Genomic DNA, 26,056 nt, shown 5'->3' on the forward strand with positions numbered 1-26,056 from the left:
CAGTCATTAACGGCATAAGCACGATGGCGCTTTATCAGGCTTTAACGCGCTTTATTAATCCTGATCATTTTTTTTATTATTATTTCTTTTTTTGGAAACATTGTTTCGTTTTTGACGTTCTTTTTTTCTAAACGGCGTTCCCGACCGGCGCGTTGCGGCCGGGAACACGACCGTTATTTCATGCTGGCGGCCATCGTTTCCACGTTATGTCTGAAAGCCGAAACGTAGTCCGGCGCCGGGCCGGATGGCTTGCTGAGCGCCTCCGGGTAAAGCTCGCCGCCCGATTTCGCGCCGCTGGCGCTGGCGATTTGCTGTACCAGCCGCGGGTCGGTCTGGTTTTCAATAAAGTAAGTATGAATATTTTCTTTTTTCAGCTGATCGATAAGCGTCGCCACGTCGCTGGCGCTGGCTTGCGCCTCGGTTGAAAAGCCGACCGGCGCGAGAAACGTCACGCCATATTCCGCGCCGAAATAACCGAAGGCGTCGTGGCTGGTCAATACTTTGCGTTTTTCTGGCGCAATCGCGGCAAATGTCGCTTTCGCCCAGCTATCCAGTTTTTCCAGCTGCTGAATATACGCTTCGCCGCGCTGCTGAAAATACGCTTTATCTGCCGGGTCCGCTTTGATTAACGCATTCATCACGTTGCGGGCATAAATAGCGCCGTTTTTCGCGCTGTTCCAGGCGTGCGGGTCGGTGATGGTTTCGCCGTCTTCGTTCATCTTGCGCGTGGCGACGCCTTGCGAGGCGATCACCGGGGCGTTTTTCGTACCGGAGGCGTTTACCAGCCGCGCCATCCAGCCCTCCAGCCCCAGGCCGCTGGTAAAGACAATGTCCGCCTGGCTCAGCGCCTGGCTGTCTTTGGGCGTGGGTTCGTAGGTATGCGGGTCGCCGTCCGGCCCCACCAGCGTGGTAACGCGCACATGTTCGCCACCAACCCTGGAAACGATATCGCCCAGCACCGAGAAGCTGGCGACGGCGTTGACTTGGTTTGCCAGCACGCCTGGACTTGCGGCGAGCAGCAGCGCGAGCGCAGTGATTTTCAGTTTCATCTTTTCCCTTACCTTGTTGAGTTAACGCGTTTTACGAGCGGAAAAATCCCCTTTTCCGTGCCGAACAGCACCGAAACGAAGAAGAAGAGGGTGGCGGTGAGCACGATGGCGGGCCCGGCGGGCAGCGACTGATACCAGGACCAGATAAGCCCCAGCAGCGCGCTGACCATGCCGATAATCACCGCCAGCGCCAGCATCCAGGGCAGACGGTTCGCCCAGCAGCGGGCGGCGATAGCGGGCAGCATCATCAACCCCACCGTCATTAAGGTGCCAAGGATCTGAAAGCCCGCCACCAGGTTCATCACCAGCAGCCCAAGGAACAGCGCATGGATAAGGCGCGGGAGACGGCGTGAGCGAACCTGCAAAAACGGGGCGTCGAAAGCTTCTGTCACCAGCGCCCGGTAGCCCCAGCCCAGAATGAGCAGCGTGGCGCTGGCGATAACGCCGATAAACATAAGCGAGCTGTTATCCACCGCCAGCAGCGAACCAAACAGCAGGTGGAGCAAATCCACGCCGCTGCCGCGTAGCGAAACCAGCGTAACGCCGAGCGCCAGCGAACCGAGGTAGAAACCGGCAAAGCTGGCGTCTTCCGGCAAAGAGGTGGTTGTACTCACCCAACCCGAAAGCAGCGCCACCAGCAGGCCGACGATAAACCCGCCCGCGCCCATCGCCGGCAGCGACATGCCGCAGAGCAGATAGCCCACCGCCACGCCGGGCAGCACCGCATGGGAGAGGGCGTCGCCAACCAGGCTCATTCTGCGCAGCAGCAGAAACACGCCGAGCGGCGTAATGCTGAGCGAAAGCGCGAGGCAGGCGACCAGCGAGCGGCGCATAAAGCCGAAGGCGATGAAGGCGTCGAAAAAAGCGTGCGTCATGTTAGTCCTGCGGCAACGGGCAAGCGGAGGGCGGCGGCAACACCGACGCGGTCTGGCCCCAGCGGTAATGCCCCTGATGCAGCCAGAGCGTTTCGGGAAAATGGCGATGAACCATCTGCTGGTTATGCAGCACGACCAGCAGCGTTTTGCCGCGAGCATTAAGCGTGGCCATCACTTCCAGTAGGGCGTCGCTTGTCTGGCTGTCGATACCGGTGAAGGGTTCATCCATCAGCATGATCGGCGCGTCCTGAACCAGCAGGCGGGCAAAGAGCATGCGCTGAAACTGGCCCCCCGAGAGGCGGTTGAGCGTATGGCGGCGCAGCGCGGTCAGCCCAACCTGCTCCAGCGCGGCGTCGATGCGGGAAAGCGTTTCGCCGCGCAGGCCTTGCGTTAAAGCGGCGGCGGGCCAGGCGCCCATCGCTACCACGTCGCTGACCGTCAGCGGGAAGTCATGATCCAGTTCGTTCTGCTGCGGCAGCCAGCCGATGATTTTCTTGTCGCCAGGCCAGCTAACAGAGCCGCTAAGGGGCGGCAGGAAACCGGCCAGTGTTTTGAGCAACGTCGATTTGCCGCAGCCGTTTACACCGACAATGGCCGTCGGGCTGCCGGGACGGAAAGCGCCGTTGAGCGGACAGGTCAGCCTTTTTCCCGCGTAGCCGGTAACAAGGTTATTAAGCGTTATCATGGCAGCAATGTGGCCCAGCGGATGGCGCCCCACAGCAGGACAAGCAGCAACGCGACGCCATAAGCGCGCGTCAGGCCTGAGCGTGTCAGCAGCGTATGGCGGAGAAGCGAATAGGGAAAATGTGTCATAAAGCGCAGGGTTAGTTAATGTTATATTATAACATAACACTCAATGCGGCGGCTGTGAACAGGCGGCGACGCATTGTTTAGGCGATAGCAAAGAAAAAGAGGGGCAACAGCAGAAAAGCCCGGGCGGATGCCAGGCCATAAGAAAGAGGGCGCCGCGCTAACGTTTATTAATCAGCGCGGAAACGGGCAGGAGGGTAACCACCTGGCTTAATCCTGCTGGCGGCGCACCATGGCGACAATGACGTTAAGCAGTTCGTCTTTGGCCTGTTGTTCTGTAATCATCGCTTTTGCAGCGGCCCAGGAGAGCGATTCGGCGGCGCCGAACATCGCCCAGAGCGGGGCGTCGGTAAGCGGGGCGCGGGTGCAGAAGGGAGCGAAAACCTCACCGCACTGGCGCGTAAAGGCGACGGCGTAATCCTGCCTGAGTTTTTCCAGTTCCGGCGTGCCGTTGAGCGCCGCCATCACGTTTGGCATGTCGCGGCCCTGGTGCAGCACGCAGGCGACATACGCGTCCGCAATGACCGCAGCCAGCGTTTCCAGCTTCGGCTCCGCGTTGCGCAGGGCTTCGTTCATTTTCGCCGTCTGACGCTCGTCATACTCACGATAAAGCGCCGCCAGCAGGCCCGATCGGCTGGTGAAATGATCGTACACCACCGGTTTTGTTACCCCGGACCGCTCGGCCAGATGCCCAAGCGTCAGGGCTTCTGTGCCTTCTTCTCGAATAATCCGCCAGGCCATGTCGAGCAGTTGCGCGTTACGCGCTTCCCGCGATAAACGCAGGCGAGTATGGGGTTCCGGCATGATTTCCTCCGTTGACATGCTAATATACCAAAGGTAAGTTACCATTGGTAGGTTGCTGGCCGTATATCAAGGTTACGTCTGACCCCGCTTAATGACAACAGGAGTATCGCTATGCATGCACTGATCGTTGTTTCTCATCCCGTTAAAAATTCCCTGACCCACCGCGTTGCGACTGCCGTTGCGCAGGGCATTACCGCCGCCAGCCGCGAAAACAGCGTTGAAATAGCCGACCTTACCCAGGAAGGGTTTAACCCGGTTTTTTCGGCTGCGGATTATGAGGCTTTTCAGCAAGCCCGCGCTTTTCCGGCTGATGTGATAGCCGAGCAACGGCGCATTGATAACGCCGATGCGCTGGTTCTGGTTTTTCCGGTTTACTGGTGGACGATGCCGGGCATGCTGAAAGGCTGGATTGACCGCGTCTTTGGCAACGGCTGGGCGTATGAGGATAACGGCGATGACAAGGTCGTGAAAAAACTGACGCGCCTGCCCATACATCTGGTAGGCCTCGGCGGGGCGGGAAGACGCACCTATGAAAAGCATGGCTACAACGCGGCGATGAAGGCGCAAATCGATCATGGCATTTTCGATTACTGCGGCGCGCCGGTGATGACATCGGAAATCCTGCTGCTGCCGGATTTGGAAACGCCTGAAGCGTGCCTTGACGTGGCGCAGGGAATTGGGCGGCGGATTTTTACGACGGGACGCTAAAAAAGCCCCGCAGGGGTGAGCCACAGGGCGGTGGCGAACAATCGAACGTTGTTCGATGAAGAGTCCGGAACCCCAGAAAGCAAAAACCCAGCCATAGGCTGGGTTCTCTGAATAAGTGGTGCCCGGACTCGGACAAAAACGCCGGGAGCGTTTTTGCACAGCGCGAACCGCGCTGGCCCCGCAGGGGTGAGCCACAGGGAGGTGGCGAACAATCGAACATCGTTCGATGAAGAGTCCGGAACCCCCAAAAGCAAAAACCCAGCCATAGGCTGGGTTTTCAGAATAAGTGGTGCCCGGACTCGGAATCGAACCAAGGACACGGGGATTTTCAATCCCCTGCTCTACCGACTGAGCTATCCGGGCAACGGGGCGCATTAAACCGTAAAGGCCGCGGGGCGTCAACGGCTTTGTCATAAAAAATCGGTAAAACTGTGTCGATTGCCTGCTTTTCATGCAAAAACGGCAAAAGCTAAGCTCAGGTTAGCGCGCCGCCCTGGCGGCACAGCGCCAGACGCAGAATGTCTTCCGCCAGCCGACGCGCGGTATCCACATCCGCCCGGTTATGTTTAACCAGCAGGCGGCTGAGGCACCCTTCCAGCACCAGCTCCATCTGCTCCGCGACCATCGCCGGGTCGTCTACTTCCAGACGCGTCAGCAACGCATGGGTAAATTCCCAGGCCGCGCGCTTTTGCTGATCCGCAAGCTGGTGGATAGGGTGCGCCGGGTCCGGAAAAAACGAACAGGCGGCGATAAACAGACAGCCGGGATAGCGCTCGTTATCCACGCAGCCGGAAAGGGCGTCATAGCGCGCCAGCAGTTTATCTTCGTCGCGCATCTCTTCATCATGGATAAGCTGCCTGCGCCAGGCGTCGATTTGTTGGCTGTGATAGCGCAACGCGTCATACAGCAGCGCCTCCCGATCCGGCCAGAAACGCTGCATCTCCTCAACCGGATAATCCGCCCTGGCGGCCACCATCTCGAACGTGGTGTTAGCAAGTCCTTGTTGTTCAAGGATATGCAGGGCGTGCTCTAAAACTTCTTCACGTTGCACGGTTCACTCCTCCGTTCATCCCAACGGTTTTTCCCACTCAAAGTGTCGTTTACAGCGCCTGATTGTGCAAATGCGCATTAAAGGCGGCGGCATCCATAAAACCTGTCACGCGGGCCGAAGGGCGCTCATTGCCTTCGGCGTCAAAGAACAAAATCGTCGGCAACCCCAGCACGCTCAAATGCTTAAGCAAAGCCGTATCCTGCGCGCTGTTGGCTGTAACGTCCGCCTGCAACAGAACCGTATTTTTCAGCGCGTTTTGCACTGCCGGTTCGCTGAATGTGTATTTTTCAAACTCTTTGCAGGCGACGCACCAGTCTGCGTAGAGGTCCAGCATCACCGGTTTGCCCTTTGCCTGCGCCAGCGCCTGGTTGAGATCATCGACGCTGGAAATGCGTGTGAAACTTAACTGCGCCTGCGTGGTTGCGGCGGGCGCGCCGAACGCCCAGTCCTGCAGCGGGCGGGCGCAGACCAGCGCGGCGGCGAGCAGCGCAATCTGCACGACGCGAAGCCAGGCTTTTTCCGCCTTAAGGCTTGCGATAAACGCCCAGCCGAAGAACGCGATGCCCAGCAGACTCCACAGCCGCAGCCCCCAGGTTTCTCCCAGCACGCGCTCAAGCAAGAACACCGGCAAGGCGAGAATGATAAAGCCGAAGGCGACCTTGACCTGTTCCATCCACGGGCCGCTTTTCGGCAGCAGCCGGTTGCCGAAAACGGTGATGAGAATAAGCGGCAGCCCCATCCCCAGCGCATAGAGATAGAGGGTGCCGCCGCCAAGCCAGACGTTTCCGCTCTGCGCGATGTAAAGCAGGATGGCGCTGAGCGGGGCGGTAGTGCAGGGCGAGCAGATAAGCCCGGCGATAGCGCCCATCGCGAAGACGCCGCCTGCCGAGCCGCCCTGCTGGCGGTTGCTCATCAGCGCCAGACGCGTCTGCAGCGAAGAAGGCAGTTGCAGCGTGAAAAGACCGAACATGGAAAGCGCCAGCAAAACAAACACCACAGAGAGCGTAATCAGCACCCAGGGGCTTTGCAGCGCTGCCTGGAATTGCAGCCCGGCGGCCGCGACCACCAGTCCCAGGGCGGTATAGGTGAGCGCCATGCCTTGTACATAAATAAACGCGAGCAACAGCGCCCGTGCGGTGGAAAGGCGCTGCCTGCCGCCAAGCACAATGCCGGAGATAAGCGGGTACATCGGCAGCACGCAAGGGGTAAAGGCAACGCCAATGCCTATCAGCAACGCCCACAGGGCGGAGAAGGGAAGCGCGGCCCCTGCCTCAGGCCGCTCTCCGGCAGGTAAAGATGCGGTGTTTGCGTCATCAGCGACGTTGGTTTCCCCATTACCGGCCGGGCGCGCCGTGACGCCCGTTTTCAGCGAGCCATTGGCGCCCGCCGCCTTTTCTGACGGGAGAGGCGGCATGATGGCGGTATCCGCACCGGCATTTGTCCTGGCTTCCGGCGCGCTCGACTCTACAGCGCTGAGCGGCACCACGCGGGTCTCCGGCGGGTAACAGAAGCCCGCTTCGGCGCAACCCTGGTAGGTCACGCTAAGCGCGGCGCCTTGTTCGGTATGGGTGAGCGTAACGGGCAGAGTGAGTTGTTGCGTATAAATCTCGCTTTTGCCGTAAAACTCATCTTCATGCCAGGCGCCCTGCGGCAGGGTGGGCGGCGTTATGGTCGCTTTCTGTGGCGTAATGTTTATTTGCTGGCGGTAGAGATAGTAGCCGGGCTTAATTTGCCAGTTCAGCACAACCTGTTGGTCGCGCTGTTGAAAATCAAAGGCGAAAGCCTGGTCTGCGGGAACAAACTGGCTTTTGCCCGGTGAATCAAAGAGTCCGGCGAAAGCTGAGGTGCTGCAAAGCAGCAGGATCAGCGTAAAGATGCGTTGAGCCATGAGAGGTAATCATTGTCTCCGTGGAGCACTGGCAGAACCAGCAGTTCCGGGGTCTGGTACGGATGGTGAGTTTTCAGGCAGGTCAGCAGCGCCTGCTGGCGAGCGACGTCGCTTTTCAGCAGCATCTGGACTTCATACTCCTGCTCAAGTTTGCCTTCCCAGTAATAGAGCGAAGACGCGCCCGGCAACAGGGTCACGCAGGCGGCAAGCTTTTCGGCCAGCACTTTTGCCGCCAGCTCCTGCGCGGTGGCTTCATCGGGCGCGGTACAGAGAACAACAACGGCGTCGGGTAGGGTCATAGCGTTTTCCCCTGTCAGCGAAAAAAGAGACTATACCACGCAAGAGGACGGGGAATAAGGCGACGGGCCGCGAACGGCCCGTCTTTACGCGGCGTTACAGCAGCATGCCGCCGATAACAAAACCCAGAATCACGCATAGCGCGATGGCGATAACGCCCGGGATCAGGAAGGCATGGTTAAAGACATATTTGCCGATGCGGGTCGAGCCGGTATCGTCCATCTCCACCGCCGCCAGCAGCGTCGGATAAGTCGGCAGCACGAACAGCGCCGAGACCGCAGCAAAAGAGGCGACGGCGGTGAGCGGGCTTACCCCGAGCATCAGCGCGGCGGGCATTAATGCTTTCGTGGTCGCCGCCTGCGAATAAAGCAGGGTGGCGGCGAAGAACAACACTACCGCCAGCAGCCAGGGATAGCTGTGCAGCAGGTTGCCCGCCACCGCCTGAATATCGTCAATATGGTGTTTAACAAACGTATCGCCAAGCCACGCGACGCCCAGCACGCAGATACAGGCGCTCATGCCCGACTTAAAGGTGCTGGCGTTGAGCACTTCGCCCGTATCGACTTTACAGGTAATGCAAATCAGCGTGGCGATGGTCAGCATAAAGACCACAATCGCTTCGTTGCGCGGCAGCACCGGGTTAGCGATAAGCCCGACGGTGGGGCTGATGGCGGTGGCGTAGAACATGACGGCGACAATGCCCACCAGGAAGAGGCCTACCGCGCGTTTGGCGTGCGGCTTAATCTGGAAAACCTGAGAGCCGCGCAGCTTTACCTCGCCTTTTGCCAGACGCTCCTGATAAACCGGGTCGTCTTTTAACTCGGCGCCCAGAAAGTTGCAGACGATAGCCGTCAGCATCACCGCGATGAGCGTCACCGGGATGCAAATGGCGAGCAGTGTCAGATAGCTGACGCCCAGCGGCTCAAGAATACCGGCGAAAAAGACCACGGCAGCAGAAATCGGGGAGGCGGTGATGGCGATTTGTGACGCCACCACGGCGATGGATAACGGACGGGATGGGCGAATGCCCTGCTCTTTGGCCACTTCCGTAATGACAGGCAGGGTGGAAAAGGCGGTATGGCCGGTGCCGGCGAGAATGGTCATAAACCAGGTGACCAGCGGCGCGATAAACGTGATGTATTTTGGATGACGACGCAGCAGTTTCTCCGCCAGGCTCACCAGGTAATCCATTCCGCCCGCCACCTGCATCGCGGCGATAGCGGCGATAACCGCCATGATGATTTCAATAACGTCAAAGGGAATCGCCCCGGGTTTAATCTGGAACAGCAGGGTCAGCACCAGCACGCCCAGCCCGCCGGCAAAGCCGATACCGATGCCGCCGAGCCTGGCTCCGAGATATATCGCCAGCAGGACGATGACGAGTTCAGCACCAAACATAGTGGTCTTCCTTGTTTTAACGAGTTGATAAAAAGTTGTTGTGTTTTCGTAGCCCCTGAAAACGAAAAAGGCACGTCCTTAATGGACGTGCCTTTGTAAGTTTACCCTGAAAAGGGATTACTGTTCGCTTTCATCGGTATACCGTTTGGCTTTGTAAACCGGGTGCATGAGGTTATGTACCGAGAAGATGTCGTCAAGCTCCGCTTCGGTCAGCAGGCCGCGCTCCAGCACCACTTCCCGTACGCTCTTGCCGGTCATGGCGCAAATCTTGCCGACGATATCGCCGTTGTGGTGGCCAATGAACGGGTTGAGATAAGTCACGATGCCGATGGAGTTATAAACGTAACCTTCGCACACTTCTTTGTTGGCGGTGATGCCGTTAACGCATTTCTCCAGCAGGTTGTAGCAGGCATTGGTCAGGATGTGGATAGATTCGAACATCGCCTGGCCGATAACCGGCTCCATGACGTTAAGCTGCAGCTGACCCGCTTCAGAAGCCATGGTCACCGTGGTGTCGTTGCCGATAACTTTAAAGCAAACCTGGTTTACCACTTCCGGCACGACCGGGTTCACTTTAGCCGGCATGATGGAGGAGCCTGCCTGAAGTTCCGGCAGATTGATTTCATTCAGGCCCGCGCGCGGACCGGAAGAGAGCAGGCGCAGGTCGTTACAAATTTTTGACAGCTTAACCGCCAGGCGTTTCAGCGAGCTATGTACCATCACGTAAGCGCCGCAGTCGGAGGTGGCTTCAATCAGGTCTTCCGCCGGCACCACCGGCAGGTTGCTCACTTCCGCCAGCTTCTGCACCGCCAGGTGTTGATAGCCGTCCGGCGTATTAAGGCGTGTGCCGATAGCGGTGGCGCCCAGGTTCACTTCCAGCAGCAGCTCCGCGGTGCGCAGCAGGTTTTTGGTCTCTTCGTTCAGCAGCACGGTAAACGCATGGAACTCCTGGCCCAGCGTCATCGGCACCGCGTCCTGCAACTGGGTGCGGCCCATTTTCAGGATTTTTTCAAACTCTACCGCCTTGCGCTGAAAACCTTCGCCCAGCTGGTTGATGGCGTCTACCAGCTTCACGATGGAGGCGTATACCGCAATACGGAAGCCGGTCGGGTAAGCGTCGTTGGTGGACTGGCACTTGTTCACATGGTCGTTCGGGTTCAGGTACTGGTATTCGCCTTTCTGGTGACCCATCAGCTCCAGCCCGATATTGGCCAGCACTTCGTTGGTGTTCATGTTGACGGAAGTGCCCGCGCCGCCCTGGTAAACGTCTACCGGGAATTGATCCATGCACTTGCCATTGTTTAGCACTTCATCACAGGCAGCAATAATGGCGTTGGCGATGCTTTTCGGAATGGTTTGCAATTCTTTGTTCGCCATGGCGGCGGCTTTTTTCACCATTACCATGCCGCGCACAAATTCTGGAATGTCACTGATTTTGCTGTTGCTGATGTAAAAGTTTTCAATCGCACGCAGAGTATGAACGCCGTAATAGGCGTCCGCTGGAACTTCCCTGGTACCCAACAAATCTTCTTCGATACGAATGTTGTTTAACATGTGAACCTTCTTTGCTTAATCTGACTAAGTTTGCACCAAACACGCAGGAGATATGTGGTTATGGAGCCGCGATGACCAACATTTTTAGCCTCATTTGGCCTGGTGCCCGTGATGATATGCTGATGATAGCGAAAAGCCGTAATCTGGATCACTTATTGTCGCCGACGGGACATAACAATTATTAATCTGTGAAATGCATCACCGCTTATTAATTTCGAGAAAAATATCGCGGCAAAGCGATTGAATGTTGGCTACCGCGCCTCCATCTCTGACTAATCTGCTGAAAAAACGTTTATTTGCGACCGCTGAACGGCGTTCGCCAGAACAGGAGGTGCCGGTGCGCTGGATACCCTTTATTGCTATCTTTCTCTATGTTTACATTGAGATATCTCTTTTCATTCAGGTCGCGCATGCGTTGGGCGTTTTCCTGACGCTGGTGCTGGTTATCTTCACTTCAGTTATCGGCATGTCGCTGGTGCGCAACCAGGGGCTGAAAAACTTTCTGCTGATGCAGGAGAAAATGGCGGCGGGCGAAAGTCCGGCGGCGGAAATGGTAAAAAGCGTTTCGCTTATTATCGCCGGTTTCCTGCTATTGTTACCCGGCTTCTTCACAGACTTCCTCGGCCTGTTGCTGCTGCTGCCCCCGGTGCAAAAACACCTGACGCTGAAACTGCTTCCCCACTTGCGCTTTAGCCGCATGCCGGGCGGCGGTTTTAGCGCGGGCGCGGGCGGCGGCAATACTTTCGATGGCGAATACCAGCGTAAAGACGAGGGGCCGAAACGTCTGGAAGAGCGCGATCGCGATGATCGGTAAAAAAGCGAAAAAATTTTTATTTTCCCCCTTGAAGGGGGAAAACCCCATCCCCATCTCTCAGGGCACCAGCCGCGAGCATACCTGCTTCGGCCTAACCCATAACTGATACGGACTTTCTCAAAGGAGAGCTATCAATGAATATTCGTCCATTGCATGATCGTGTGATCGTCAAGCGTAAAGAAGTTGAATCCAAATCTGCTGGCGGCATCGTTCTGACCGGCTCCGCGGCGGGCAAATCCACCCGCGGCGAAGTGCTGGCTGTTGGCAATGGCCGCATCCTTGAAAATGGCGAAGTGAAGCCGCTGGATGTGAAAGTGGGCGACACCGTGATTTTCAATGATGGCTACGGTGTGAAAACCGAGAAGCTGGACGATCAGGAAGTGCTGATCATGTCCGAAAGCGACATTCTGGCAATTGTTGAAGCGTAATTTCACGCGCGACTAACTGAACGTACGAATTTAAGGGAAAAAAAGATATGGCAGCTAAAGACGTAAAATTCGGTAGCGACGCTCGTGTGAAAATGCTGCGCGGCGTAAACGTGCTGGCAGATGCAGTGAAAGTTACCCTGGGCCCGAAAGGCCGTAACGTGGTGCTGGATAAATCCTTCGGCGCGCCGACCATCACCAAAGACGGCGTATCCGTTGCTCGTGAAATCGAACTCGAAGACAAATTCGAGAACATGGGCGCCCAGATGGTGAAAGAAGTGGCCTCCAAAGCGAACGACGCGGCAGGCGACGGCACCACCACGGCAACCGTACTGGCGCAGGCTATCGTGAACGAAGGCCTGAAAGCGGTAGCGGCGGGCATGAACCCGATGGATCTCAAGCGCGGCATCGACAAAGCAGTGCTGGCAGCGGTTGAAGAACTGAAAGCCCTTTCTGTGCCGTGCTCCGACTCCAAAGCTATCGCTCAGGTAGGCACCATCTCCGCTAACTCCGACGAAACCGTAGGCACCCTGATCGCGGAAGCCATGGAGAAAGTGGGTAAAGAAGGCGTTATCACCGTTGAAGAAGGCACCGGCCTGCAGGACGAGCTGGACGTGGTTGAAGGTATGCAGTTCGACCGCGGCTACCTCTCTCCGTACTTCATCAACAAGCCGGAAACTGGCGCAGTAGAACTGGAAAGCCCGTTCATCCTGCTGGCTGATAAGAAAATCTCTAACATCCGCGAAATGCTGCCGGTGCTGGAAGCCGTTGCGAAAGCCGGTAAACCGCTGGTTATCGTGGCTGAAGACGTTGAAGGCGAAGCGCTGGCGACCCTGGTGGTTAACACCATGCGCGGCATCGTGAAAGTGGCCGCGGTGAAAGCGCCGGGCTTCGGCGACCGTCGTAAAGCGATGCTGCAGGATATCGCTATCCTGACTGGCGGTACCGTTATCTCTGAAGAGATCGGTATGGAGCTGGAAAAAGCGACGCTGGAAGACCTGGGCCAGGCGAAACGCGTGGTTATCAACAAAGACACCACCACCATCATCGATGGCGTGGGCGACGAAGCGGCAATCCAGGGCCGCGTTGGTCAGATTCGTCAGCAGATCGAAGAAGCAACCTCTGATTACGACCGTGAAAAACTGCAGGAGCGCGTAGCGAAACTGGCAGGCGGCGTTGCGGTAATCAAAGTGGGCGCTGCGACTGAAGTCGAAATGAAAGAGAAGAAAGCGCGCGTTGAAGACGCCCTGCACGCTACCCGTGCTGCGGTGGAAGAAGGCGTGGTTGCTGGCGGCGGCGTGGCGCTGGTGCGCGTAGCGGCTAAACTGGCTGCGCTGACTGGCCAGAACGAAGACCAGAACGTGGGTATCAAAGTTGCGCTGCGCGCAATGGAAGCGCCGCTGCGTCAGATCGTTTCCAACGCCGGTGAAGAGCCGTCTGTTGTGGCGAACAACGTGAAAGCGGGCGACGGTAACTACGGTTACAACGCGGCGACCGAAGAATACGGCAACATGATCGACATGGGTATTCTGGATCCGACCAAAGTAACCCGTTCTGCGCTGCAGTACGCTTCTTCCGTAGCGGGCCTGATGATCACCACCGAATGCATGGTGACCGACCTGCCGAAAGAAGATAAAGCCGACTTAGGCGCTGCCGGCATGGGCGGCATGGGCGGTATGGGCGGCATGATGTAATCGCCTTCGCCCGTCGTGTATGACGGGCGACCCCCCAGAAATAAGAGAACCCCCGTACCAGAAATGGTCGGGGGTTTTTCTTTTGGTCATCTTTTTAGTATAAGGTCTTACCGGGCAGACTGTGTCCAGCACACTGATAACGAGGAATAACATGCGCGTGAAAGTCTCAGCAGGAATGGTTGTGGCAGCACTGCTGCTGGCAGGGTGTAGCTCCAGCAATCAGCTGACAGCGGCGGGTCAGAGCGTTCGCTTTGTGGAAGATAAGCCAGGCAATGAATGCCAGCTGGTCGGCAGCGCTACCGGCGAACAGAGCAACTGGCTCTCCGGCCAACAGGGAGAAGAGGGCGGCTCAATGCGCGGCGCGGCAAACGATCTGCGCAATAAAGCCGCGCAGATGGGCGGCAATGTGGTGTACGGCGTAAGCAGCCCGACGCAGAACCTGCTTTCAAGCTTTGTGCCGACCGCCAGCAAAATGACCGGTCAGGTTTATAAGTGCCCGAACTGATCGGGCGTTGCGGCGAATAAGCGTTGTTGAAAAGGGCGGGTGCGCTTACCCGCTTTGTAAAAATAGCGGATCTGCACGACGCAGGGTGGCTAAGCGTCAGCGCCTCCCACCCTCTCTTCATCTGGCTACATCAGTTCTGACGCAACTGCAAATCCAGCGGCGTTTTGCTCGGCTCGCCGCCAATCTCGCGGGCAAGCTTCGGCACCATATAACCAGAAACCAGCGTCAGCAGCTCGCGCATAATGCGTCGGGCTTCTTCATCGCTGACCATGAAATGCGCTGCGCCCTGCACTTTATCCAGCACATGCAGGTAATAGGGCATCACTCCCGCATCGAACAGCGCGTTGCTGAGCTCGGCGAGCGTGCGGGCGCTATCGTTTACCCCCCGCAGCAGCACGCTCTGGTTTAGCAGCGTCACGCCCGCTTTGCGCAGCCGCGCCATCGCGCCGCGAAATTCCTCATCAATCTCTTGCGCGTGGTTGATATGGTTGACCAGCAATACCTGAAGCGAGGAACGTTCAAGCCGCGCTGCCAGCTCATCGGTAATACGCGCCGGAATGACTATCGGCAGACGGCTGTGAATGCGCAGCCTTTTGATATGCGGGATAGCCTCCAGGCCGGCTATCAGCCAGTCCAGCTCCCTGTCTTTCGCCATCAGCGGATCGCCGCCGGAAAAGATTATCTCATCAAGTTCCGGGTGCGCGGCGATATAATCCAGCGCCGCCTGCCAGTTACGCTTGTTGCCCTGATTATCCGCATAGGGGAAATGGCGGCGGAAGCAGTAACGGCAATTTACCGCGCAGCCGCCTTTTACCAGCAGCAGGGCGCGATTACGGTATTTATGCAGCAGGCCCGGCACCACGCTGTGCTGCTCTTCCAGCGGATCGGTGGAAAAGCCGGGCGCGGCGATAAACTCTTCGCGTGAAGTAAGTACCTGACGCAAAAGCGGATCGTTGGGGTTTCCCTTCTCCATGCGGGCGATAAACGCCCGCGGCACGCGCAGCGCAAACAGGCGGCGGGCGTCTCGTCCGGCCTGCAGTTCGGCGTTCGTATCTATATTCAGAAGCTGAAGCAGCTCATCGGGATCGGTAACAACATCGGCAAGTTGCGATAACCAATCTTCTCTGGATGGGGGATTTAGGGTTACAATATGCGCCATTTTGTGGCTTAGCTACCAGTTAACAATTTCAGAGGGCCTTATGGCGACTTATTCTAGCAACGATTTTCGTGCCGGTCTTAAAATCATGTTGGATGGCGAACCTTACGCCGTTGAATCCAGCGAATTCGTGAAACCGGGTAAAGGTCAGGCGTTCGCGCGCGTTAAGCTGCGCCGCCTGCTGACAGGTTCCCGCCTCGAAAAAACCTTCAAATCCACCGACTCCGCCGAAGGCGCAGACGTTGTGGATATGAACCTGACTTACCTCTACAACGACGGTGAGTTCTGGCACTTCATGAACAACGAAACCTTCGAGCAGCTGGCTGCTGACGCCAAAGCCGTAGGCGACAACGCGAAATGGCTGCTGGATCAGGCTGAGTGCATCGTGACCCTGTGGAACGGTCAGCCTATCTCTGTAACGCCGCCGAACTTCGTTGAACTGGAAATCGTTGATACCGATCCGGGTCTGAAAGGCGATACCGCAGGCACCGGCGGCAAACCTGCCACCCTGTCCACTGGCGCTGTGGTGAAAGTGCCGCTGTTCGTACAGATTGGCGAAGTGATTAAAGTAGATACCCGCTCCGGCGAATACGTATCTCGCGTGAAATAAGTTCACGTCCGACATGCGGTGTGGCGTCCGCCACACCGTTGCTTCAGGGATGGCAGACCAATGAAACGCTTTATTCGCTATCTTTTTCTGGTGTTCTTCTCCGGCGCGCTTTTGAGCGGCTGCAACACCGCGCGCGGCATCGGTGAAGATGTACAGCATCTTGGCAATGCGATAGAACGCGCCGCCCGCTAGCCTCTAATTCTCCTAAAAATTTCTCCTTTCCCGTCGCTTTCCGGGAATTTGTCTATGCTTAAGTGGCTATACACAAACAACATTGGTAACAAAAGGAAGAAATTATGGCTAAGAAAACAATGGCGGCGCTCTTTTCTGCACTGGTGCTTTCTTCTCTGCTGACTGCCTGCAACACCACTCGCGGTGTGGGCGAAGATATTCAGAGCGGCGGCAGCGCAATTTCCGGCGCGGCCACTAAAGCCCAGCAGTAATCTCAGTAGACGGTACGGCTGACTGTGCCGTACCGTTTATTCCACCCTGAGCTCATGCTGCGGAACAAACAGCGAGAAGCGGTTATCCACGCCGAGCTTCATACGAATATTCCGCTTGTAGGTGTACACCGTCTTCACCGCGATACCCATATTGCGGGCAATCACTTCATTGGCGATTCCGTCCGTCCACCACTTTAAAATTCGCTCTTCACGCAAGGTGAGCAGAGACGTTACGGTGCGAGCTTCACGCGTCAGCGGCTGCGTTTGCATCGCCTCTTCAATAACGGTTTGCAAATCGCCAAGCGGGATAGATTTCTCGACCGTTTTCCACGGCTTATGCGTTTCGCAATACTGTTCCAGCGCTTCTGACGTGCCGCTTTGCAGCAATAACAGGCGGGTGTATTTACCGCAGGCAGCGAAAATAGAAGAAAGCTGACTGATGTGATGAATATCCGACATAAAACTGTGCAGGTCGGCCACAACCAGATCGGGCTGCCATTGCAGGATGTATTCCCTTGCGCGCAGAAGGTGGTCTGTTGCTGTTATCGCAAAAGGCGCTTCAAAGTACTCAGAGTGATTGAGCCAGCCCACCATGCCAAGACGGCTAAAATAACAGTGGTCAATGAGTAAGATTTTATACATGGTTAGTTTCGTAATCAGGGGGTCGGACAAGAGGTCACTGAATAACCATCATAAGAGGATTTAGCGGCGATAAATCGTGGATCTACGGGCAGTATGACGCCTATTTCTGCGCTTAACGCGTTTCTTATCTAAAATCTTGTTCTTAAGTGAAATTCAGTCGGGCGGGTTGCTTTTCTGCGCTGGCAGAGGGATCATCTATACGTTTTTCAACTGGCCTTACGGGACGACCCGTAAGCGCGTCTTATGGATCGGGGACGACCCCAGCACGAACGGGAGTCATCTTTATGTCCTGGCTTATTCTTCTTATCGCTGGTCTGCTTGAAGTGGTCTGGGCTGTCGGCCTGAAATACACGCACGGTTTTACCCGGCTGCTGCCGAGCCTGATTACCATCGCCTCGATGATTATCAGCATTGTTTTGCTGTCATTTGCTATGAAAACGTTGCCTACTGGCACCGCTTACGCGGTCTGGACAGGGATTGGCGCGGTTGGCGCCGCCATCGCCGGCATCGTACTGTTAGGGGAATCGGCGAGCCTCGCCCGTATCGCGAGCCTCGCGCTGATAGTCGTGGGAATTGTAGGGCTAAAATTCAGTACGCATTAAACCGGTTTCTGTTTTATCCACAGCAATTTCTCCACGGCAAAACCCTGCCGGGTCGCGGCATCCAGCATTTGCTGTTTTACCTGCGGGCTGATGGTCGGCGTTCGGGAAAGTATCCACAGATAGTCGCGATTCGGCCCGCATACCAGCGCATGCTGGTAATCTTTATCCAGCGCGATCACGTTATAGCCGCCATAAAAGGGACCAAAAAACGAAACTTTCAGCGCGGCGCGATGAGGGCTGCCGGTAAAGTAGGCTCGGCCGTCAGTTTCTTGCCACATGCCGCGCTCAACGTTATAGCCGCGGTTGACAACATTCAGGCCGCCATCTTCGCGCAGGCTGTAGGTTGCGGTGACCTGTTCAAGCCCTCGTTCAAAGCGGTGATCAAAACGGGCGATCTCATACCATCTTCCAAGATAGCGGGTGGAGTTAAAGTTTTCGACAACGGTAACGCCGCGGGGAGGCGTCGGGGTACTACAGGCGACGACCAGAAACGCAACGGCGGCGGTAGTAACGATGGGCAGAAGTCTCATAACGCATTCCTTTTGACCTTTTTGCTAAGTGTAGAAGGGGCGGGAAGTTTTTGCTTATGGCTGCGGCGGCGAAGAGAGACGAAAAGGATGACGCCGCGCATAAAAAAAGCCCGCCGATCGGCAGGCTTTTTTGCTAAGAGCTTGTCAGAGAGTTATCACGCCAATCAGCGTAACTACCGTCAGAATAGCGGCAAGACCGTAGAACACCCATTTGCCGCTCGGCACGTGGATTTTCAGGTCGTGCATGCCGTGATGGATGCGGTGTAATCCGCACCACAGCGGCAGAACAATCATCAGGAAGATAAACAGACGGCCGATAAAACTCTGGGCGAACGTCAGCACGCGCTCATAACTTAACGCCTCGCCCGGATAGAGGCCGAGCGGCAGCAGGATGCCGACCAGCAGCACGATAACCGGCGCGAAAAGGGCGCCCCACATGCCGCCTGCGCCAAACAGTCCCCAGAAGACCGGCTCGTCGGAACGTTTCGGGTTGGAATTTATCACGGCTTTCTCCTTACCAGAACAGGGCGACAAACAGAACCACAACGGTCACGACGGCGGCTACCGCCCATAACCCTTTTATTACCGGCTCCGGACCCATCTTTTCGTCTTTAACAATAATATTGGCCGCTTTAGGCGCCAGTTCGAACCAGGTTTTGGTATGCAGCAGCGCTGCCGCGAGCGTTATCAGGTTTAAAATCACCACAATCGGGTTTTGCAAGAAACCGACAAACGACGCCCAGGACTCCGGGCCGTTTTTCACGGCGAACAGGCCGTAAATCAGCACAATGCTGAACCAGACGGTGGGAATCGACGTGCCTTCCCGCAGCATATAAAAGCGATAAAAACCCAGCTTTTGCCACCAGGTGGGCGTCATGGTCCGCACATAAGGTTTACGTTTAGTCGTCATTGAGCGCTCCTTAGCGAGGTTTCAGGGTGGCAATCAGGAAGTCTTTGGAACTTTCCACTTTGCCTTGCTGAATGGCGGCGGCCGGGTCGACATGTTTCGGGCACACTTCTGAGCAGAAGCCGACGAAGGTGCAGCTCCAGACGCCGTTCTGGCCGTTCAGTTGCGCCATGCGCGCCTTTTTGCCGCGATCGCGGTTGTCGAGGTTATAGCGATGGGCAAGCGTAATGGCCGCCGGGCCGATAAACTCCGGGTTCAGGCCGAACTGCGGGCAGGCGGCGTAGCACAGGCCGCAGTTGATGCAGCCTGAGAACTGGTGATACTTCGCCATCTGCGCTGGGGTCTGGATGTTTGGGCCTTGCTCCGGCGTGCGCGGGTTGCCGATGATATAAGGCTTAATCGCTTCGAGGCTTTCGATAAAGTGGGTCATATCGACCACCAAATCGCGCTCTATAGGGAAGTTCGCCAGCGCCTCGACCTTCATGCCGTCCGGGTAGTCGCGCAGGAACGTTTTGCAGGCAAGCTTCGGCACGTTGTTGACCATCATGCCGCAGGAGCCGCAAATCGCCATGCGGCACGACCAACGATAGCTTAAGTCCGCCGCCAGGTTATCTTTGATGTAGCCTAATGCGTCCAGCAATGACGTTTGCTCATCCCAGGGCACCTCGTAAAACGCGCTGTGCGGGGCGCTATCGGTTTCTGGGTTATAGCGCGCCACTTCTATTTTCAGGTTTTTCATCTCAGCCATTCGCCTGCTCCTTCTTCTCGGCCGCTTCCGCTTCCGCCCCATAAACGCGTTTCGCTGGCGGCAGCGTCGTGATTTTCACGTCGCTGTAGTCGAGACGGGTAGAACCGTCTGCATCGCGGAAGGCGAGGGTATGTTTCAGGAAGTTGACGTCATCGCGTTCAGTACAACCTTCATCAAGGCGCTGGTGCGCGCCGCGAGACTCTTTACGCGCCATGGCGGAGTGCGCCATGCATTCGGCGACATTAAGGCCATGACCCAACTCAATGGTGTAGAGCAGATCGGTATTGAAAACGCTGGAGGTGTCGGTAATGCGAACGCGCTTAAAGCGCTCCTGCAGTTCGGCAAGCTTGTCGATGGTTTTCTGCATTAGCTCTGGCGTGCGATAAATGCCGCAGCCTTCTTCCATGGAAAGGCCCATCTCATCGCGGATTTTCGCCCAGCTTTCATTGCCCTGCTGATTAACCAACGCTTTCAGACGTGCTTCAACGTCGGCGGCCTGCGCGCTAAGCGCCGCCTCGTTCGCCGGTTGCGCTTCGTTCGCCCGGGCCATCGCCTGCTCGCCTGCGAGGCGGCCAAACACCACCAGCTCCGCCAGCGAATTAGAGCCAAGGCGGTTGGCGCCGTGCAGCCCGACGCTTGAACATTCCCCTACGGCAAACAGCCCCTTGATGCGGGTTTCGCACTGCTGATTGGTTTCGATGCCGCCCATGGTGTAATGAGCCGTCGGACGCACCGGAATCGGTTCTTTTACCGGGTCGACGCCGACATAGGCTTTCGCCAGCTCGCAGATAAACGGCAGCCGCTCCAGCAGTTTTTTCTCGCCGAGATGGCGCAGATCGAGATAAACCACATCGCCGCGCGGCGTGGCGATGGTATTGCCCTTGCGCCATTCGTGCCAGAAAGCCTGCGAGACTTTATCGCGCGGGCCGAGCTCCATATATTTGTTCTTCGGCTCGCCAAGCGGCGTTTCCGGGCCCATGCCGTAATCCTGCAGGTAGCGATAGCCATCTTTATTCACCAGAATGCCGCCTTCGCCGCGACACCCTTCGGTCATCAGGATGCCGGAGCCGGGCAGCCCGGTGGGGTGGTACTGCACAAATTCCATGTCGCGCAGCGGTACGCCATGCGCCAGCGCCATGCCCATCCCGTCGCCGGTAACGATGCCGCCGTTGGTGTTGTAGCGATAGACGCGGCCCGCGCCGCCCGTGGCCAGCACCACCGCGTTGGCGCGGATTTGCACAAGCTGGCCTTCCATCATGTTCATCGCCACCAGGCCGCGCGCCTGGCCGTCATCAACCAGCAGGTCGAGTACGAAATGTTCGTCGAAGCGCTGAATTTGCGGGAATTGTAGGGAGGTCTGGAAGAGGGTGTGGAGCATATGGAAGCCGGTTTTATCCGCGGCGAACCAGGTACGCTCAATCTTCATGCCGCCGAAGCGGCGCACATTCACCGACCCGTCCGGGCGGCGGCTCCAGGGGCAGCCCCACAGCTCCAGTTGGGTCATCTCCGTCGGGCAGTGATGTACGAAGTAGTCAACGACATCCTGCTCGCAGAGCCAGTCGCCGCCAGCAACAGTATCGTGGAAATGGTAATCGAAACTGTCATGATCCTGGGCGACTGCCGCCGATCCGCCTTCAGCGGCGACGGTGTGGCTGCGCATAGGATAAACTTTAGAAATCAAAGCGATTTTCGCGTTGGGATTGGCTTGCGCTGCGGCTATGGCAGTACGAAGTCCCGCTCCACCGGCGCCTATCACGGCAAGATCGGCTTGAAAGATTTGCACGACATTCCTCCAGATTTTGGTTTTTTCGCAACGCGTTACTGCCCAGGGGGAGTAAAAATGACACGCTGACGCCGCTGCGAAACGATTCCCCTGCTCCTTTGTGGGTAACCGAGTATAACCGCGCCAATCATAAGGAAATTTGACCCGATCGATTTTTTTGCCGTTCTGGCAGGCTTTTATCATCCGGCTCAGCCCCATCCCAGGGCGAAGCGCAAGCCGCTATTGCGCAAAATTTGTCTCGTGGCGTGGTTACGAGTAGACTTCGTGCCCTTGTTTGTCTTAGGAGAAAAGCACCATGAGCGAGACGGCCAGCTGGCAGCCGAGCGCATCCATCCCCAACCTGTTGAAACGCGCCGCGATTATGGCGGAGATCCGCCGTTTTTTTGCGGATCGCTGCGTTCTGGAGGTGGAAACCCCCTGCATGAGCCAGGCGACGGTGACAGATATTCACCTTTTCCCGTTCAAAACTCGCTTCGTGGGCCCTGGCCATTCGCAGGGGCTCGATCTCTATCTGATGACCAGCCCGGAATACCACATGAAGCGCTTGCTGGCGGCGGGCTGCGGCCCGGTGTTCCAGCTTTGCCGCAGCTTTCGCAATGAAGAGATGGGGCGTCACCACAACCCGGAATTCACCATGCTGGAGTGGTATCGTCCGCACTATGATATGTACCGCCTGATGAATGAGGTGGATGACCTGCTGCAGCAGGTGCTGGAGTGCCAGCCAGCGGAAAGCCTCTCTTATCAGCAGGCATTTTTACGCCACCTTGAAATCGACCCGCTGTCGGCGGATAAAACCCAACTGCGGGAAGCGGCGGCGAGGCTCGATTTAAGCAACATCGCCGATACGGAAGAGGATCGCGATACGCTGCTGCAGTTGCTGTTCACCATGGGCGTGGAGCCGCACATCGGTAAAGAGCGTCCGGCCTTTATCTACCATTTCCCGGCAAGCCAGGCGGCGCTGGCGCAGATCAGCACGGAAGACCACCGCGTGGCGGAGCGTTTCGAGGTTTACTTTAAAGGCATTGAGCTGGCGAACGGTTTCCACGAGCTGACCGACGCGCGCGAGCAGCGCCAGCGTTTCGAGCAGGATAACCGCAAGCGCGCAGCGCGCGGACTGGAACAGCAACCGGTGGATTATAACCTGCTGGGCGCGCTGGAAGCGGGCTTGCCGGACTGTTCCGGCGTGGCGCTGGGCGTTGACCGCCTGATTATGCTGGCGCTGGGCGCGGAAAGCCTGTCTGAGGTGATTGCTTTTACGGTGGACCGGGCCTGATACGCGCTTAACGCTGAGGGGAATATGCATCGCAAGTAGCGCGTTCCAGCGCTATTAACGACGCCCACGCATACTCTTTTCGCCTGTCGATTCGCCCGAAAAAAAAGGGAGCCATCTGGCTCCCTTTTTTATTACAGGCTTCCCGGCGCGCGGGTGGTTTTCCCGGCGGAGGTGAAGGTTCGCGCGGTGCGCCTGCCGTCCAGGCTTTCAAGACGCATCTGGAAAGGCGGGAAGGGCAGGTCGATGCCATGTTCGCGGAAACCTTGCAAAATCAGCTGATGGATTTCGTGGCGCAGCGGCATGCGGTGGCCCATCTCCGCCGCGTGGATGCGCAGTTCAAACAGCTGAATGCCCTGTTGCAGATCCACCAGGAAGACTTCCGGCGGCGGGTTGTCTATCACATAGCTGCACTTCTCCGCGGCCCGGTATAGCAACTGCGTTACCTCTTCGCTGTTGGCGTCCACCGGCGCGGGCACCGTCAGCACCACGCGGGTAACCGAGTCGGAGAGCGACCAGTTGATGAACTGTTCAGTGATAAACGCCTTGTTCGGCACGATGATCTCTTTGCGGTCCCAGTCGCTGATGGTGGTGGCGCGGGTGTTAATGCGCGTCACGCTGCCGGTTAAATCGCGAATGGTCACCGTATCGCCAATGCGGATTGGCTTTTCAAAGAGAATAATCAGGCCGGAGATAAAATTGGCGAAAATCTCCTGCAGGCCGAAACCCAGCCCTACGCCGAGCGCCGCCACCAGCCACTGCAGTTTCGACCACTCGATGCCAATCATCGAGAAGCCGACCAGCCCGCCGAACAGCATCAGCAAGTATTTGGTGATAGTGGTAATGGCGTAACCGGTGCCGGGCGTCAGTTCAAGGTGTTGCAGCAGCGCCAGCTCCAGCAGCGCAGGCAGGTTACGCACCAGTTGCGTCGTGACGATAAACACCAGAATGGCGATAAGCACCGCGCCGAGCGTTATCGGCTCCAGGCTTTCCACCCCTTTCACCGTGGAGGTCACGTCCCACAGCGTGATGTTCTCGAGGAAGCCAAACGCTGAATGAATTTCCGACCACAGCACGATGACCGAGAGCAGGGCGATAAGCGTCAGGATCGAGCGCACCAGCCGCAGCGACTGGGCGCTGATGGTATCGAGATCGATCTCCGCCACTTCCACTTCCGCCGCCCCTTCCGTGCTGTGCGACTGGACCGGCTCTTCTTCGCCGCGGGCGCGCTGGGCGAGGATCTCCGCACGGCGCTGCTTGGCGCGATCAAACGCCAGACGGCGGCGCTGAATAAGCATCCAGCGGCGGATAATGTGATAGACCACTAACAGTAAGAACCAGATGGCGACCGACGTTTCCAGACGCGCCAGCAACGCCTGCGCCGTCGCCAGGTAGCCCACCGCCGCCGCGAGGATAGCGGTAAGCGGCGCGCACAGCATCAGGTTCCATAGCAGGCGGTTTACCCAGTTATCGCCGTTGCCCTCTTTATCAAGATAAAGCGGAATGCCCGCGCGCTTGAGGCTTAGCGTGACTATCGCCAGCGCGCCGCAAATCAGCACAAAGCACAGTCGCCCAAGCGAGCCGGAAAACTCCCGGTCGTTGAGGTTATCAAACATGATAAGCGCCATGATAAGCGGCACAATGAAGCCGATGCTCATCAGGTAATAGCGCATTGCTCTCGCCACGCGGTTGCGCGGCCAGCCGAAGTGGACGATGAACAGGCCGTTGGAGCGGGCGAAGGCGGCGCAAATCATCACCACCCACAGCAGCGGAACCGTCGCCGTGACGCCATCCCCGACCGCCACGGCGATAGGGTAAGGCCAGGCCTCCCGCAAGCCGTAGCCAAGCGTCGCCCATAGCACCGGCAGCGGCGACGCCACCAGCACTGACCAGAAAACGGTGCGCAGCGTCAGGCGGAAGTGGTCCTGCGTCACTTTGCCCACCTTCGCGCTGGAGCGCTCAAGGAAGGCGGTAAAATGGCGGCGTGAGCTAATGCTAAAGCCTACCAGCAGCAGCGCGCCGAAAAGCGGCAACAGCGTCTCCTTGCTGGTCACCATCATGATGGCGGCTTTGCCAAGCTGGCCGAAGGTGTCGAGCGAAATCAGGCGGCGCAGATCCTGCACGATTTCCAGCGGCCAGGCGAACGTGAGCGGGCTAACGTCCGAGGTCCAGAAGAGATAGCGGTGCGTCGCTTCGTTCACCTCTTTAAGCGCATCCTCAAGCTGGCTGTTGGAGACTTTCAGCTTGGTCAATTCCAGCAACAGCGTATCGCCGCCCTGAAGCAGCGAGTTGAGCAATTCGCGCTGGGTGCGCAACTGCGCCTCAAGGATACGGTTCTGCTCGGCGGTCAGCCGCTGCCCGTCCGCCTGACGGATCTGGCGCAACTGAGGCTGTTTATTCAGCAAATCCTCATAGCGCATGCGATGAACGCGAAGCTGGGCCATTTCGGTATCAAGCTGCTGCGGTTTAGGCATTTCCGGCAAACGCGCTACCTGCGCGCGCAGCGCTTCGCCAAGCACGTTGGAAACGCCTAACCATTGCGACTGCTCGCGAAGCGTGGTTAAAGCCTGGCGCACCTGCAGGGTTTGTCCGGTGGCCTGGCGCTGCTGCGAGGCGACGAGATCCATGCGCTGCGCCTGCTGGTTCAACGCCTGCGAGAGTTCACGGTTGACTTTAAACTGCTGGAGGATCTCTGGCGGCAGATTGGCGCTGTTTTCAGCGAGCATCTCGGTGCTCTCCAGCGCCTGTTCCGCCTCTTTCTGCCGCTGGCTGTTGAGATGATTGCGCAGCGCCTGAAGATACGCGTCCAACTGCTCTGCCTGCTTTTGCGCGAGTTCCGCGCGCAGGCGCGAAAGCTCCTGACGATTGCTGGCGGAGAGCTGCGCCAGTTCCAGTTCATCCACCAGCGCCTTCAGCCGCGCCGATTCCGCCTGGACGGCGAGGCTCTGCGCCTGGGCGAGCGGACCGCTGGCCCCGTTCTGGCCGCCGGCGCGGCGTTCCACTTCATTCAACTGGCGACGAGCGTCAGTCTGCTGTTGGGGCAGTTGGCTTAATGAGTCGGCGATTTCCCGGGCGCGGTCCTGCTCCTGTTGCGCCTGGCGGCTTTTATCCAGCAACTGGCTGCTGACTTGCACAATCTCCTGATTGAGCGCGTCGGTAGTCAGGCCCGCAGGCACGCTTTTGGGCTCGTCGCGCAGGCTACCGAGCTGCTGGCGCAGCGTTTGCGATAGTTTAGGGAAATTATCGATAACTTCCTGATACTGCCGGGCGCGCTCAAGGGAGGCTTTACGCTCCTCAAGCGCGTTGAGGGCGGACTGGAGCGTCTCTACCGTTTCCGGCTGGTTCGGCTGATCTTTAGCAGCCTTCGCCTGCTCCAGTTCCTGGGCTATCTGTTTTGCATCGGGGGCTGTCGCGGCGTACGCCCCCAGGCTGAGGCACCAGGCCATCAGTACAGTGATAATCAGGCGCACGTCAGTCTACCTTTGGTTGTGCG

General features: G+C 57.5%; 27 protein-coding genes and 1 tRNA gene. 10 read left to right on the plus strand and 18 right to left on the minus strand.

Annotated features, from left to right (window positions below):
• Window positions 1–173: 173 nt before the first annotated feature.
• The 4 genes from ACU4F7_RS02065 to ACU4F7_RS02080 form a co-directional block, all read right to left on the minus strand.
• Complete coding sequence (locus tag ACU4F7_RS02065; RefSeq protein WP_029593111.1) at window positions 174–1,049, minus strand: metal ABC transporter substrate-binding protein; 876 nt, start codon at window positions 1,047–1,049, stop codon at window positions 174–176.
• Window positions 1,050–1,057: 8 nt separating this feature from the next.
• Window positions 1,058–1,924: a metal ABC transporter permease gene (locus ACU4F7_RS02070; RefSeq protein WP_481637932.1), complete on the minus strand. Its 867-nt coding sequence runs from the start codon at window positions 1,922–1,924 to the stop codon at window positions 1,058–1,060.
• A gap of 1 nt (window position 1,925) precedes the next feature.
• Window positions 1,926–2,609, minus strand: coding sequence for a metal ABC transporter ATP-binding protein (locus ACU4F7_RS02075; RefSeq protein WP_349951514.1), 684 nt, complete (start codon window positions 2,607–2,609; stop codon window positions 1,926–1,928).
• A gap of 335 nt (window positions 2,610–2,944) precedes the next feature.
• Entirely contained in the window at window positions 2,945–3,538 is a 594-nt protein-coding gene (locus ACU4F7_RS02080; protein WP_481637933.1) for a TetR/AcrR family transcriptional regulator, read from the minus strand.
• A gap of 111 nt (window positions 3,539–3,649) precedes the next feature.
• Here ACU4F7_RS02080 and ACU4F7_RS02085 point away from each other — a divergent pair, with 111 nt between their 5' ends.
• Window positions 3,650–4,246, plus strand: coding sequence for an NAD(P)H-dependent oxidoreductase (locus tag ACU4F7_RS02085; RefSeq protein ID WP_481637934.1), 597 nt, complete (start codon window positions 3,650–3,652; stop codon window positions 4,244–4,246).
• A gap of 287 nt (window positions 4,247–4,533) precedes the next feature.
• On the opposite strand, the gene ACU4F7_RS02090 is transcribed toward ACU4F7_RS02085, so the two are convergent.
• The 6 genes from ACU4F7_RS02090 to aspA all read right to left on the minus strand — a co-directional run bounded on the left by ACU4F7_RS02090 (window position 4,534) and on the right by aspA (window position 10,434).
• Window positions 4,534–4,609, minus strand: a tRNA-Phe gene (locus ACU4F7_RS02090).
• A 112-nt stretch (window positions 4,610–4,721) separates the two neighbouring features.
• Complete coding sequence (locus ACU4F7_RS02095; RefSeq protein ID WP_481637935.1) at window positions 4,722–5,297, minus strand: transcriptional regulator; 576 nt, start codon at window positions 5,295–5,297, stop codon at window positions 4,722–4,724.
• Window positions 5,298–5,346: 49 nt separating this feature from the next.
• Window positions 5,347–7,185, minus strand: a complete 1,839-nt coding sequence (locus ACU4F7_RS02100) for a protein-disulfide reductase DsbD (protein WP_481637936.1) — start codon at window positions 7,183–7,185, stop codon at window positions 5,347–5,349.
• The gene (cutA, locus tag ACU4F7_RS02105; protein ID WP_481637937.1) at window positions 7,161–7,484 is read right to left on the minus strand and encodes a divalent cation tolerance protein CutA; all 324 of its coding nucleotides are present in this window, start codon (window positions 7,482–7,484) and stop codon (window positions 7,161–7,163) included. The genes ACU4F7_RS02100 and cutA overlap by 25 nt, the downstream gene beginning before the upstream one ends.
• Before the next feature lie 94 nt (window positions 7,485–7,578).
• Window positions 7,579–8,880: an anaerobic C4-dicarboxylate transporter gene (locus tag ACU4F7_RS02110; protein WP_029591434.1), complete on the minus strand. Its 1,302-nt coding sequence runs from the start codon at window positions 8,878–8,880 to the stop codon at window positions 7,579–7,581.
• Between the two features lie 117 nt (window positions 8,881–8,997).
• Window positions 8,998–10,434, minus strand: a complete 1,437-nt coding sequence (gene aspA / locus ACU4F7_RS02115) for an aspartate ammonia-lyase (protein ID WP_325940345.1) — start codon at window positions 10,432–10,434, stop codon at window positions 8,998–9,000.
• Window positions 10,435–10,771: 337 nt separating this feature from the next.
• Here aspA and ACU4F7_RS02120 point away from each other — a divergent pair, with 337 nt between their 5' ends.
• The 4 genes from ACU4F7_RS02120 to ACU4F7_RS02135 all read left to right on the plus strand — a co-directional run bounded on the left by ACU4F7_RS02120 (window position 10,772) and on the right by ACU4F7_RS02135 (window position 13,872).
• Window positions 10,772–11,248 (plus strand): FxsA family protein, encoded by a 477-nt coding sequence (locus ACU4F7_RS02120; RefSeq protein WP_024557240.1) that lies wholly within the window; start codon window positions 10,772–10,774, stop codon window positions 11,246–11,248.
• 134 nt (window positions 11,249–11,382) lie between these two features.
• Window positions 11,383–11,676, plus strand: a complete 294-nt coding sequence (locus tag ACU4F7_RS02125; protein ID WP_029591432.1) for a co-chaperone GroES — start codon at window positions 11,383–11,385, stop codon at window positions 11,674–11,676.
• Between the two features lie 47 nt (window positions 11,677–11,723).
• Window positions 11,724–13,367 (plus strand): chaperonin GroEL, encoded by a 1,644-nt coding sequence (gene groL, locus ACU4F7_RS02130; protein WP_024557239.1) that lies wholly within the window; start codon window positions 11,724–11,726, stop codon window positions 13,365–13,367.
• 151 nt (window positions 13,368–13,518) lie between these two features.
• A complete protein-coding gene (locus ACU4F7_RS02135) occupies window positions 13,519–13,872 on the plus strand; it encodes a DUF4156 domain-containing protein (protein ID WP_029696937.1) in 354 nt (117 codons plus the stop codon).
• Between the two features lie 130 nt (window positions 13,873–14,002).
• On the opposite strand, the gene epmB is transcribed toward ACU4F7_RS02135, so the two are convergent.
• Entirely contained in the window at window positions 14,003–15,031 is a 1,029-nt protein-coding gene (gene epmB / locus ACU4F7_RS02140) for an EF-P beta-lysylation protein EpmB (protein WP_029591431.1), read from the minus strand.
• Between the two features lie 40 nt (window positions 15,032–15,071).
• Here epmB and efp point away from each other — a divergent pair, with 40 nt between their 5' ends.
• The 3 genes from efp to ecnB all read left to right on the plus strand — a co-directional run bounded on the left by efp (window position 15,072) and on the right by ecnB (window position 16,081).
• The gene (gene efp / locus ACU4F7_RS02145; RefSeq protein ID WP_024557236.1) at window positions 15,072–15,638 is read left to right on the plus strand and encodes an elongation factor P; all 567 of its coding nucleotides are present in this window, start codon (window positions 15,072–15,074) and stop codon (window positions 15,636–15,638) included.
• Window positions 15,639–15,698: 60 nt separating this feature from the next.
• A complete protein-coding gene (locus tag ACU4F7_RS02150) occupies window positions 15,699–15,830 on the plus strand; it encodes an entericidin A/B family lipoprotein (protein ID WP_071809156.1) in 132 nt (43 codons plus the stop codon).
• Window positions 15,831–15,934: 104 nt separating this feature from the next.
• On the plus strand, window positions 15,935–16,081 hold the full coding sequence (ecnB, locus tag ACU4F7_RS02155) for a lipoprotein toxin entericidin B (RefSeq protein WP_024553405.1): 147 nt from the start codon (window positions 15,935–15,937) through the stop codon (window positions 16,079–16,081).
• 36 nt (window positions 16,082–16,117) lie between these two features.
• Here ecnB and ACU4F7_RS02160 read toward each other — a convergent pair whose 3' ends face one another.
• On the minus strand, window positions 16,118–16,723 hold the full coding sequence (locus tag ACU4F7_RS02160; RefSeq protein WP_481637938.1) for a LuxR C-terminal-related transcriptional regulator: 606 nt from the start codon (window positions 16,721–16,723) through the stop codon (window positions 16,118–16,120).
• Between the two features lie 284 nt (window positions 16,724–17,007).
• Between ACU4F7_RS02160 and sugE the strand changes: the two genes are divergently transcribed.
• Window positions 17,008–17,325, plus strand: coding sequence for a quaternary ammonium compound efflux SMR transporter SugE (gene sugE / locus ACU4F7_RS02165; protein ID WP_024560641.1), 318 nt, complete (start codon window positions 17,008–17,010; stop codon window positions 17,323–17,325).
• On the opposite strand, the gene ACU4F7_RS02170 is transcribed toward sugE, so the two are convergent.
• The 5 genes from ACU4F7_RS02170 to frdA all read right to left on the minus strand — a co-directional run bounded on the left by ACU4F7_RS02170 (window position 17,322) and on the right by frdA (window position 21,293).
• Window positions 17,322–17,855, minus strand: a complete 534-nt coding sequence (locus tag ACU4F7_RS02170; RefSeq protein WP_481637939.1) for a lipocalin family protein — start codon at window positions 17,853–17,855, stop codon at window positions 17,322–17,324. The genes sugE and ACU4F7_RS02170 overlap by 4 nt on opposite strands.
• Before the next feature lie 144 nt (window positions 17,856–17,999).
• Entirely contained in the window at window positions 18,000–18,359 is a 360-nt protein-coding gene (gene frdD / locus ACU4F7_RS02175) for a fumarate reductase subunit FrdD (RefSeq protein ID WP_029591428.1), read from the minus strand.
• Window positions 18,360–18,369: 10 nt separating this feature from the next.
• The gene (gene frdC / locus ACU4F7_RS02180; protein ID WP_481637940.1) at window positions 18,370–18,765 is read right to left on the minus strand and encodes a fumarate reductase subunit FrdC; all 396 of its coding nucleotides are present in this window, start codon (window positions 18,763–18,765) and stop codon (window positions 18,370–18,372) included.
• Between the two features lie 10 nt (window positions 18,766–18,775).
• Window positions 18,776–19,510, minus strand: coding sequence for a succinate dehydrogenase/fumarate reductase iron-sulfur subunit (locus ACU4F7_RS02185; protein WP_481637941.1), 735 nt, complete (start codon window positions 19,508–19,510; stop codon window positions 18,776–18,778).
• The gene (frdA, locus tag ACU4F7_RS02190) at window positions 19,503–21,293 is read right to left on the minus strand and encodes a fumarate reductase (quinol) flavoprotein subunit (RefSeq protein ID WP_481637942.1); all 1,791 of its coding nucleotides are present in this window, start codon (window positions 21,291–21,293) and stop codon (window positions 19,503–19,505) included. Before frdA ends, ACU4F7_RS02185 begins: the two co-directional genes overlap by 8 nt.
• Before the next feature lie 295 nt (window positions 21,294–21,588).
• Here frdA and epmA point away from each other — a divergent pair, with 295 nt between their 5' ends.
• Entirely contained in the window at window positions 21,589–22,566 is a 978-nt protein-coding gene (gene epmA, locus ACU4F7_RS02195) for an elongation factor P--(R)-beta-lysine ligase (protein WP_029591424.1), read from the plus strand.
• 131 nt (window positions 22,567–22,697) lie between these two features.
• Here the strand turns inward: epmA and mscM are convergent, their stop codons facing one another.
• Window positions 22,698–26,033, minus strand: a complete 3,336-nt coding sequence (gene mscM / locus ACU4F7_RS02200; protein WP_029591423.1) for a miniconductance mechanosensitive channel MscM — start codon at window positions 26,031–26,033, stop codon at window positions 22,698–22,700.
• Window positions 26,034–26,056 lie beyond the last annotated feature (23 nt).

The organism is Franconibacter pulveris, assembly GCF_056780215.1.

What these genes read in the sequence shown, in the direction of transcription:
- sugE (WP_024560641.1), top strand. Translation starts at nt 17,008, where the DNA reads ATGTCCTGGCTTATTCTTCTTATCGCTGGTCTGCTTGAAGTGGTCTGG.
- cutA (WP_481637937.1), bottom strand. Translation starts at nt 7,484, where the DNA reads ATGACCCTACCCGACGCCGTTGTTGTTCTCTGTACCGCGCCCGATGAA.
- ACU4F7_RS02125 (WP_029591432.1), top strand. Translation starts at nt 11,383, where the DNA reads ATGAATATTCGTCCATTGCATGATCGTGTGATCGTCAAGCGTAAAGAA.
- efp (WP_024557236.1), top strand. Translation starts at nt 15,072, where the DNA reads ATGGCGACTTATTCTAGCAACGATTTTCGTGCCGGTCTTAAAATCATG.
- ACU4F7_RS02080 (WP_481637933.1), bottom strand. Translation starts at nt 3,538, where the DNA reads ATGCCGGAACCCCATACTCGCCTGCGTTTATCGCGGGAAGCGCGTAAC.
- ACU4F7_RS02135 (WP_029696937.1), top strand. Translation starts at nt 13,519, where the DNA reads ATGCGCGTGAAAGTCTCAGCAGGAATGGTTGTGGCAGCACTGCTGCTG.
- epmB (WP_029591431.1), bottom strand. Translation starts at nt 15,031, where the DNA reads ATGGCGCATATTGTAACCCTAAATCCCCCATCCAGAGAAGATTGGTTA.
- ACU4F7_RS02170 (WP_481637939.1), bottom strand. Translation starts at nt 17,855, where the DNA reads ATGAGACTTCTGCCCATCGTTACTACCGCCGCCGTTGCGTTTCTGGTC.
- ACU4F7_RS02110 (WP_029591434.1), bottom strand. Translation starts at nt 8,880, where the DNA reads ATGTTTGGTGCTGAACTCGTCATCGTCCTGCTGGCGATATATCTCGGA.
- ACU4F7_RS02185 (WP_481637941.1), bottom strand. Translation starts at nt 19,510, where the DNA reads ATGGCTGAGATGAAAAACCTGAAAATAGAAGTGGCGCGCTATAACCCA.
- aspA (WP_325940345.1), bottom strand. Translation starts at nt 10,434, where the DNA reads ATGTTAAACAACATTCGTATCGAAGAAGATTTGTTGGGTACCAGGGAA.
- ACU4F7_RS02070 (WP_481637932.1), bottom strand. Translation starts at nt 1,924, where the DNA reads ATGACGCACGCTTTTTTCGACGCCTTCATCGCCTTCGGCTTTATGCGC.
- ACU4F7_RS02085 (WP_481637934.1), top strand. Translation starts at nt 3,650, where the DNA reads ATGCATGCACTGATCGTTGTTTCTCATCCCGTTAAAAATTCCCTGACC.
- ecnB (WP_024553405.1), top strand. Translation starts at nt 15,935, where the DNA reads ATGGCTAAGAAAACAATGGCGGCGCTCTTTTCTGCACTGGTGCTTTCT.
- ACU4F7_RS02160 (WP_481637938.1), bottom strand. Translation starts at nt 16,723, where the DNA reads ATGTATAAAATCTTACTCATTGACCACTGTTATTTTAGCCGTCTTGGC.
- ACU4F7_RS02100 (WP_481637936.1), bottom strand. Translation starts at nt 7,185, where the DNA reads ATGGCTCAACGCATCTTTACGCTGATCCTGCTGCTTTGCAGCACCTCA.
- epmA (WP_029591424.1), top strand. Translation starts at nt 21,589, where the DNA reads ATGAGCGAGACGGCCAGCTGGCAGCCGAGCGCATCCATCCCCAACCTG.
- frdC (WP_481637940.1), bottom strand. Translation starts at nt 18,765, where the DNA reads ATGACGACTAAACGTAAACCTTATGTGCGGACCATGACGCCCACCTGG.
- ACU4F7_RS02065 (WP_029593111.1), bottom strand. Translation starts at nt 1,049, where the DNA reads ATGAAACTGAAAATCACTGCGCTCGCGCTGCTGCTCGCCGCAAGTCCA.
- ACU4F7_RS02075 (WP_349951514.1), bottom strand. Translation starts at nt 2,609, where the DNA reads ATGATAACGCTTAATAACCTTGTTACCGGCTACGCGGGAAAAAGGCTG.
- groL (WP_024557239.1), top strand. Translation starts at nt 11,724, where the DNA reads ATGGCAGCTAAAGACGTAAAATTCGGTAGCGACGCTCGTGTGAAAATG.
- ACU4F7_RS02150 (WP_071809156.1), top strand. Translation starts at nt 15,699, where the DNA reads ATGAAACGCTTTATTCGCTATCTTTTTCTGGTGTTCTTCTCCGGCGCG.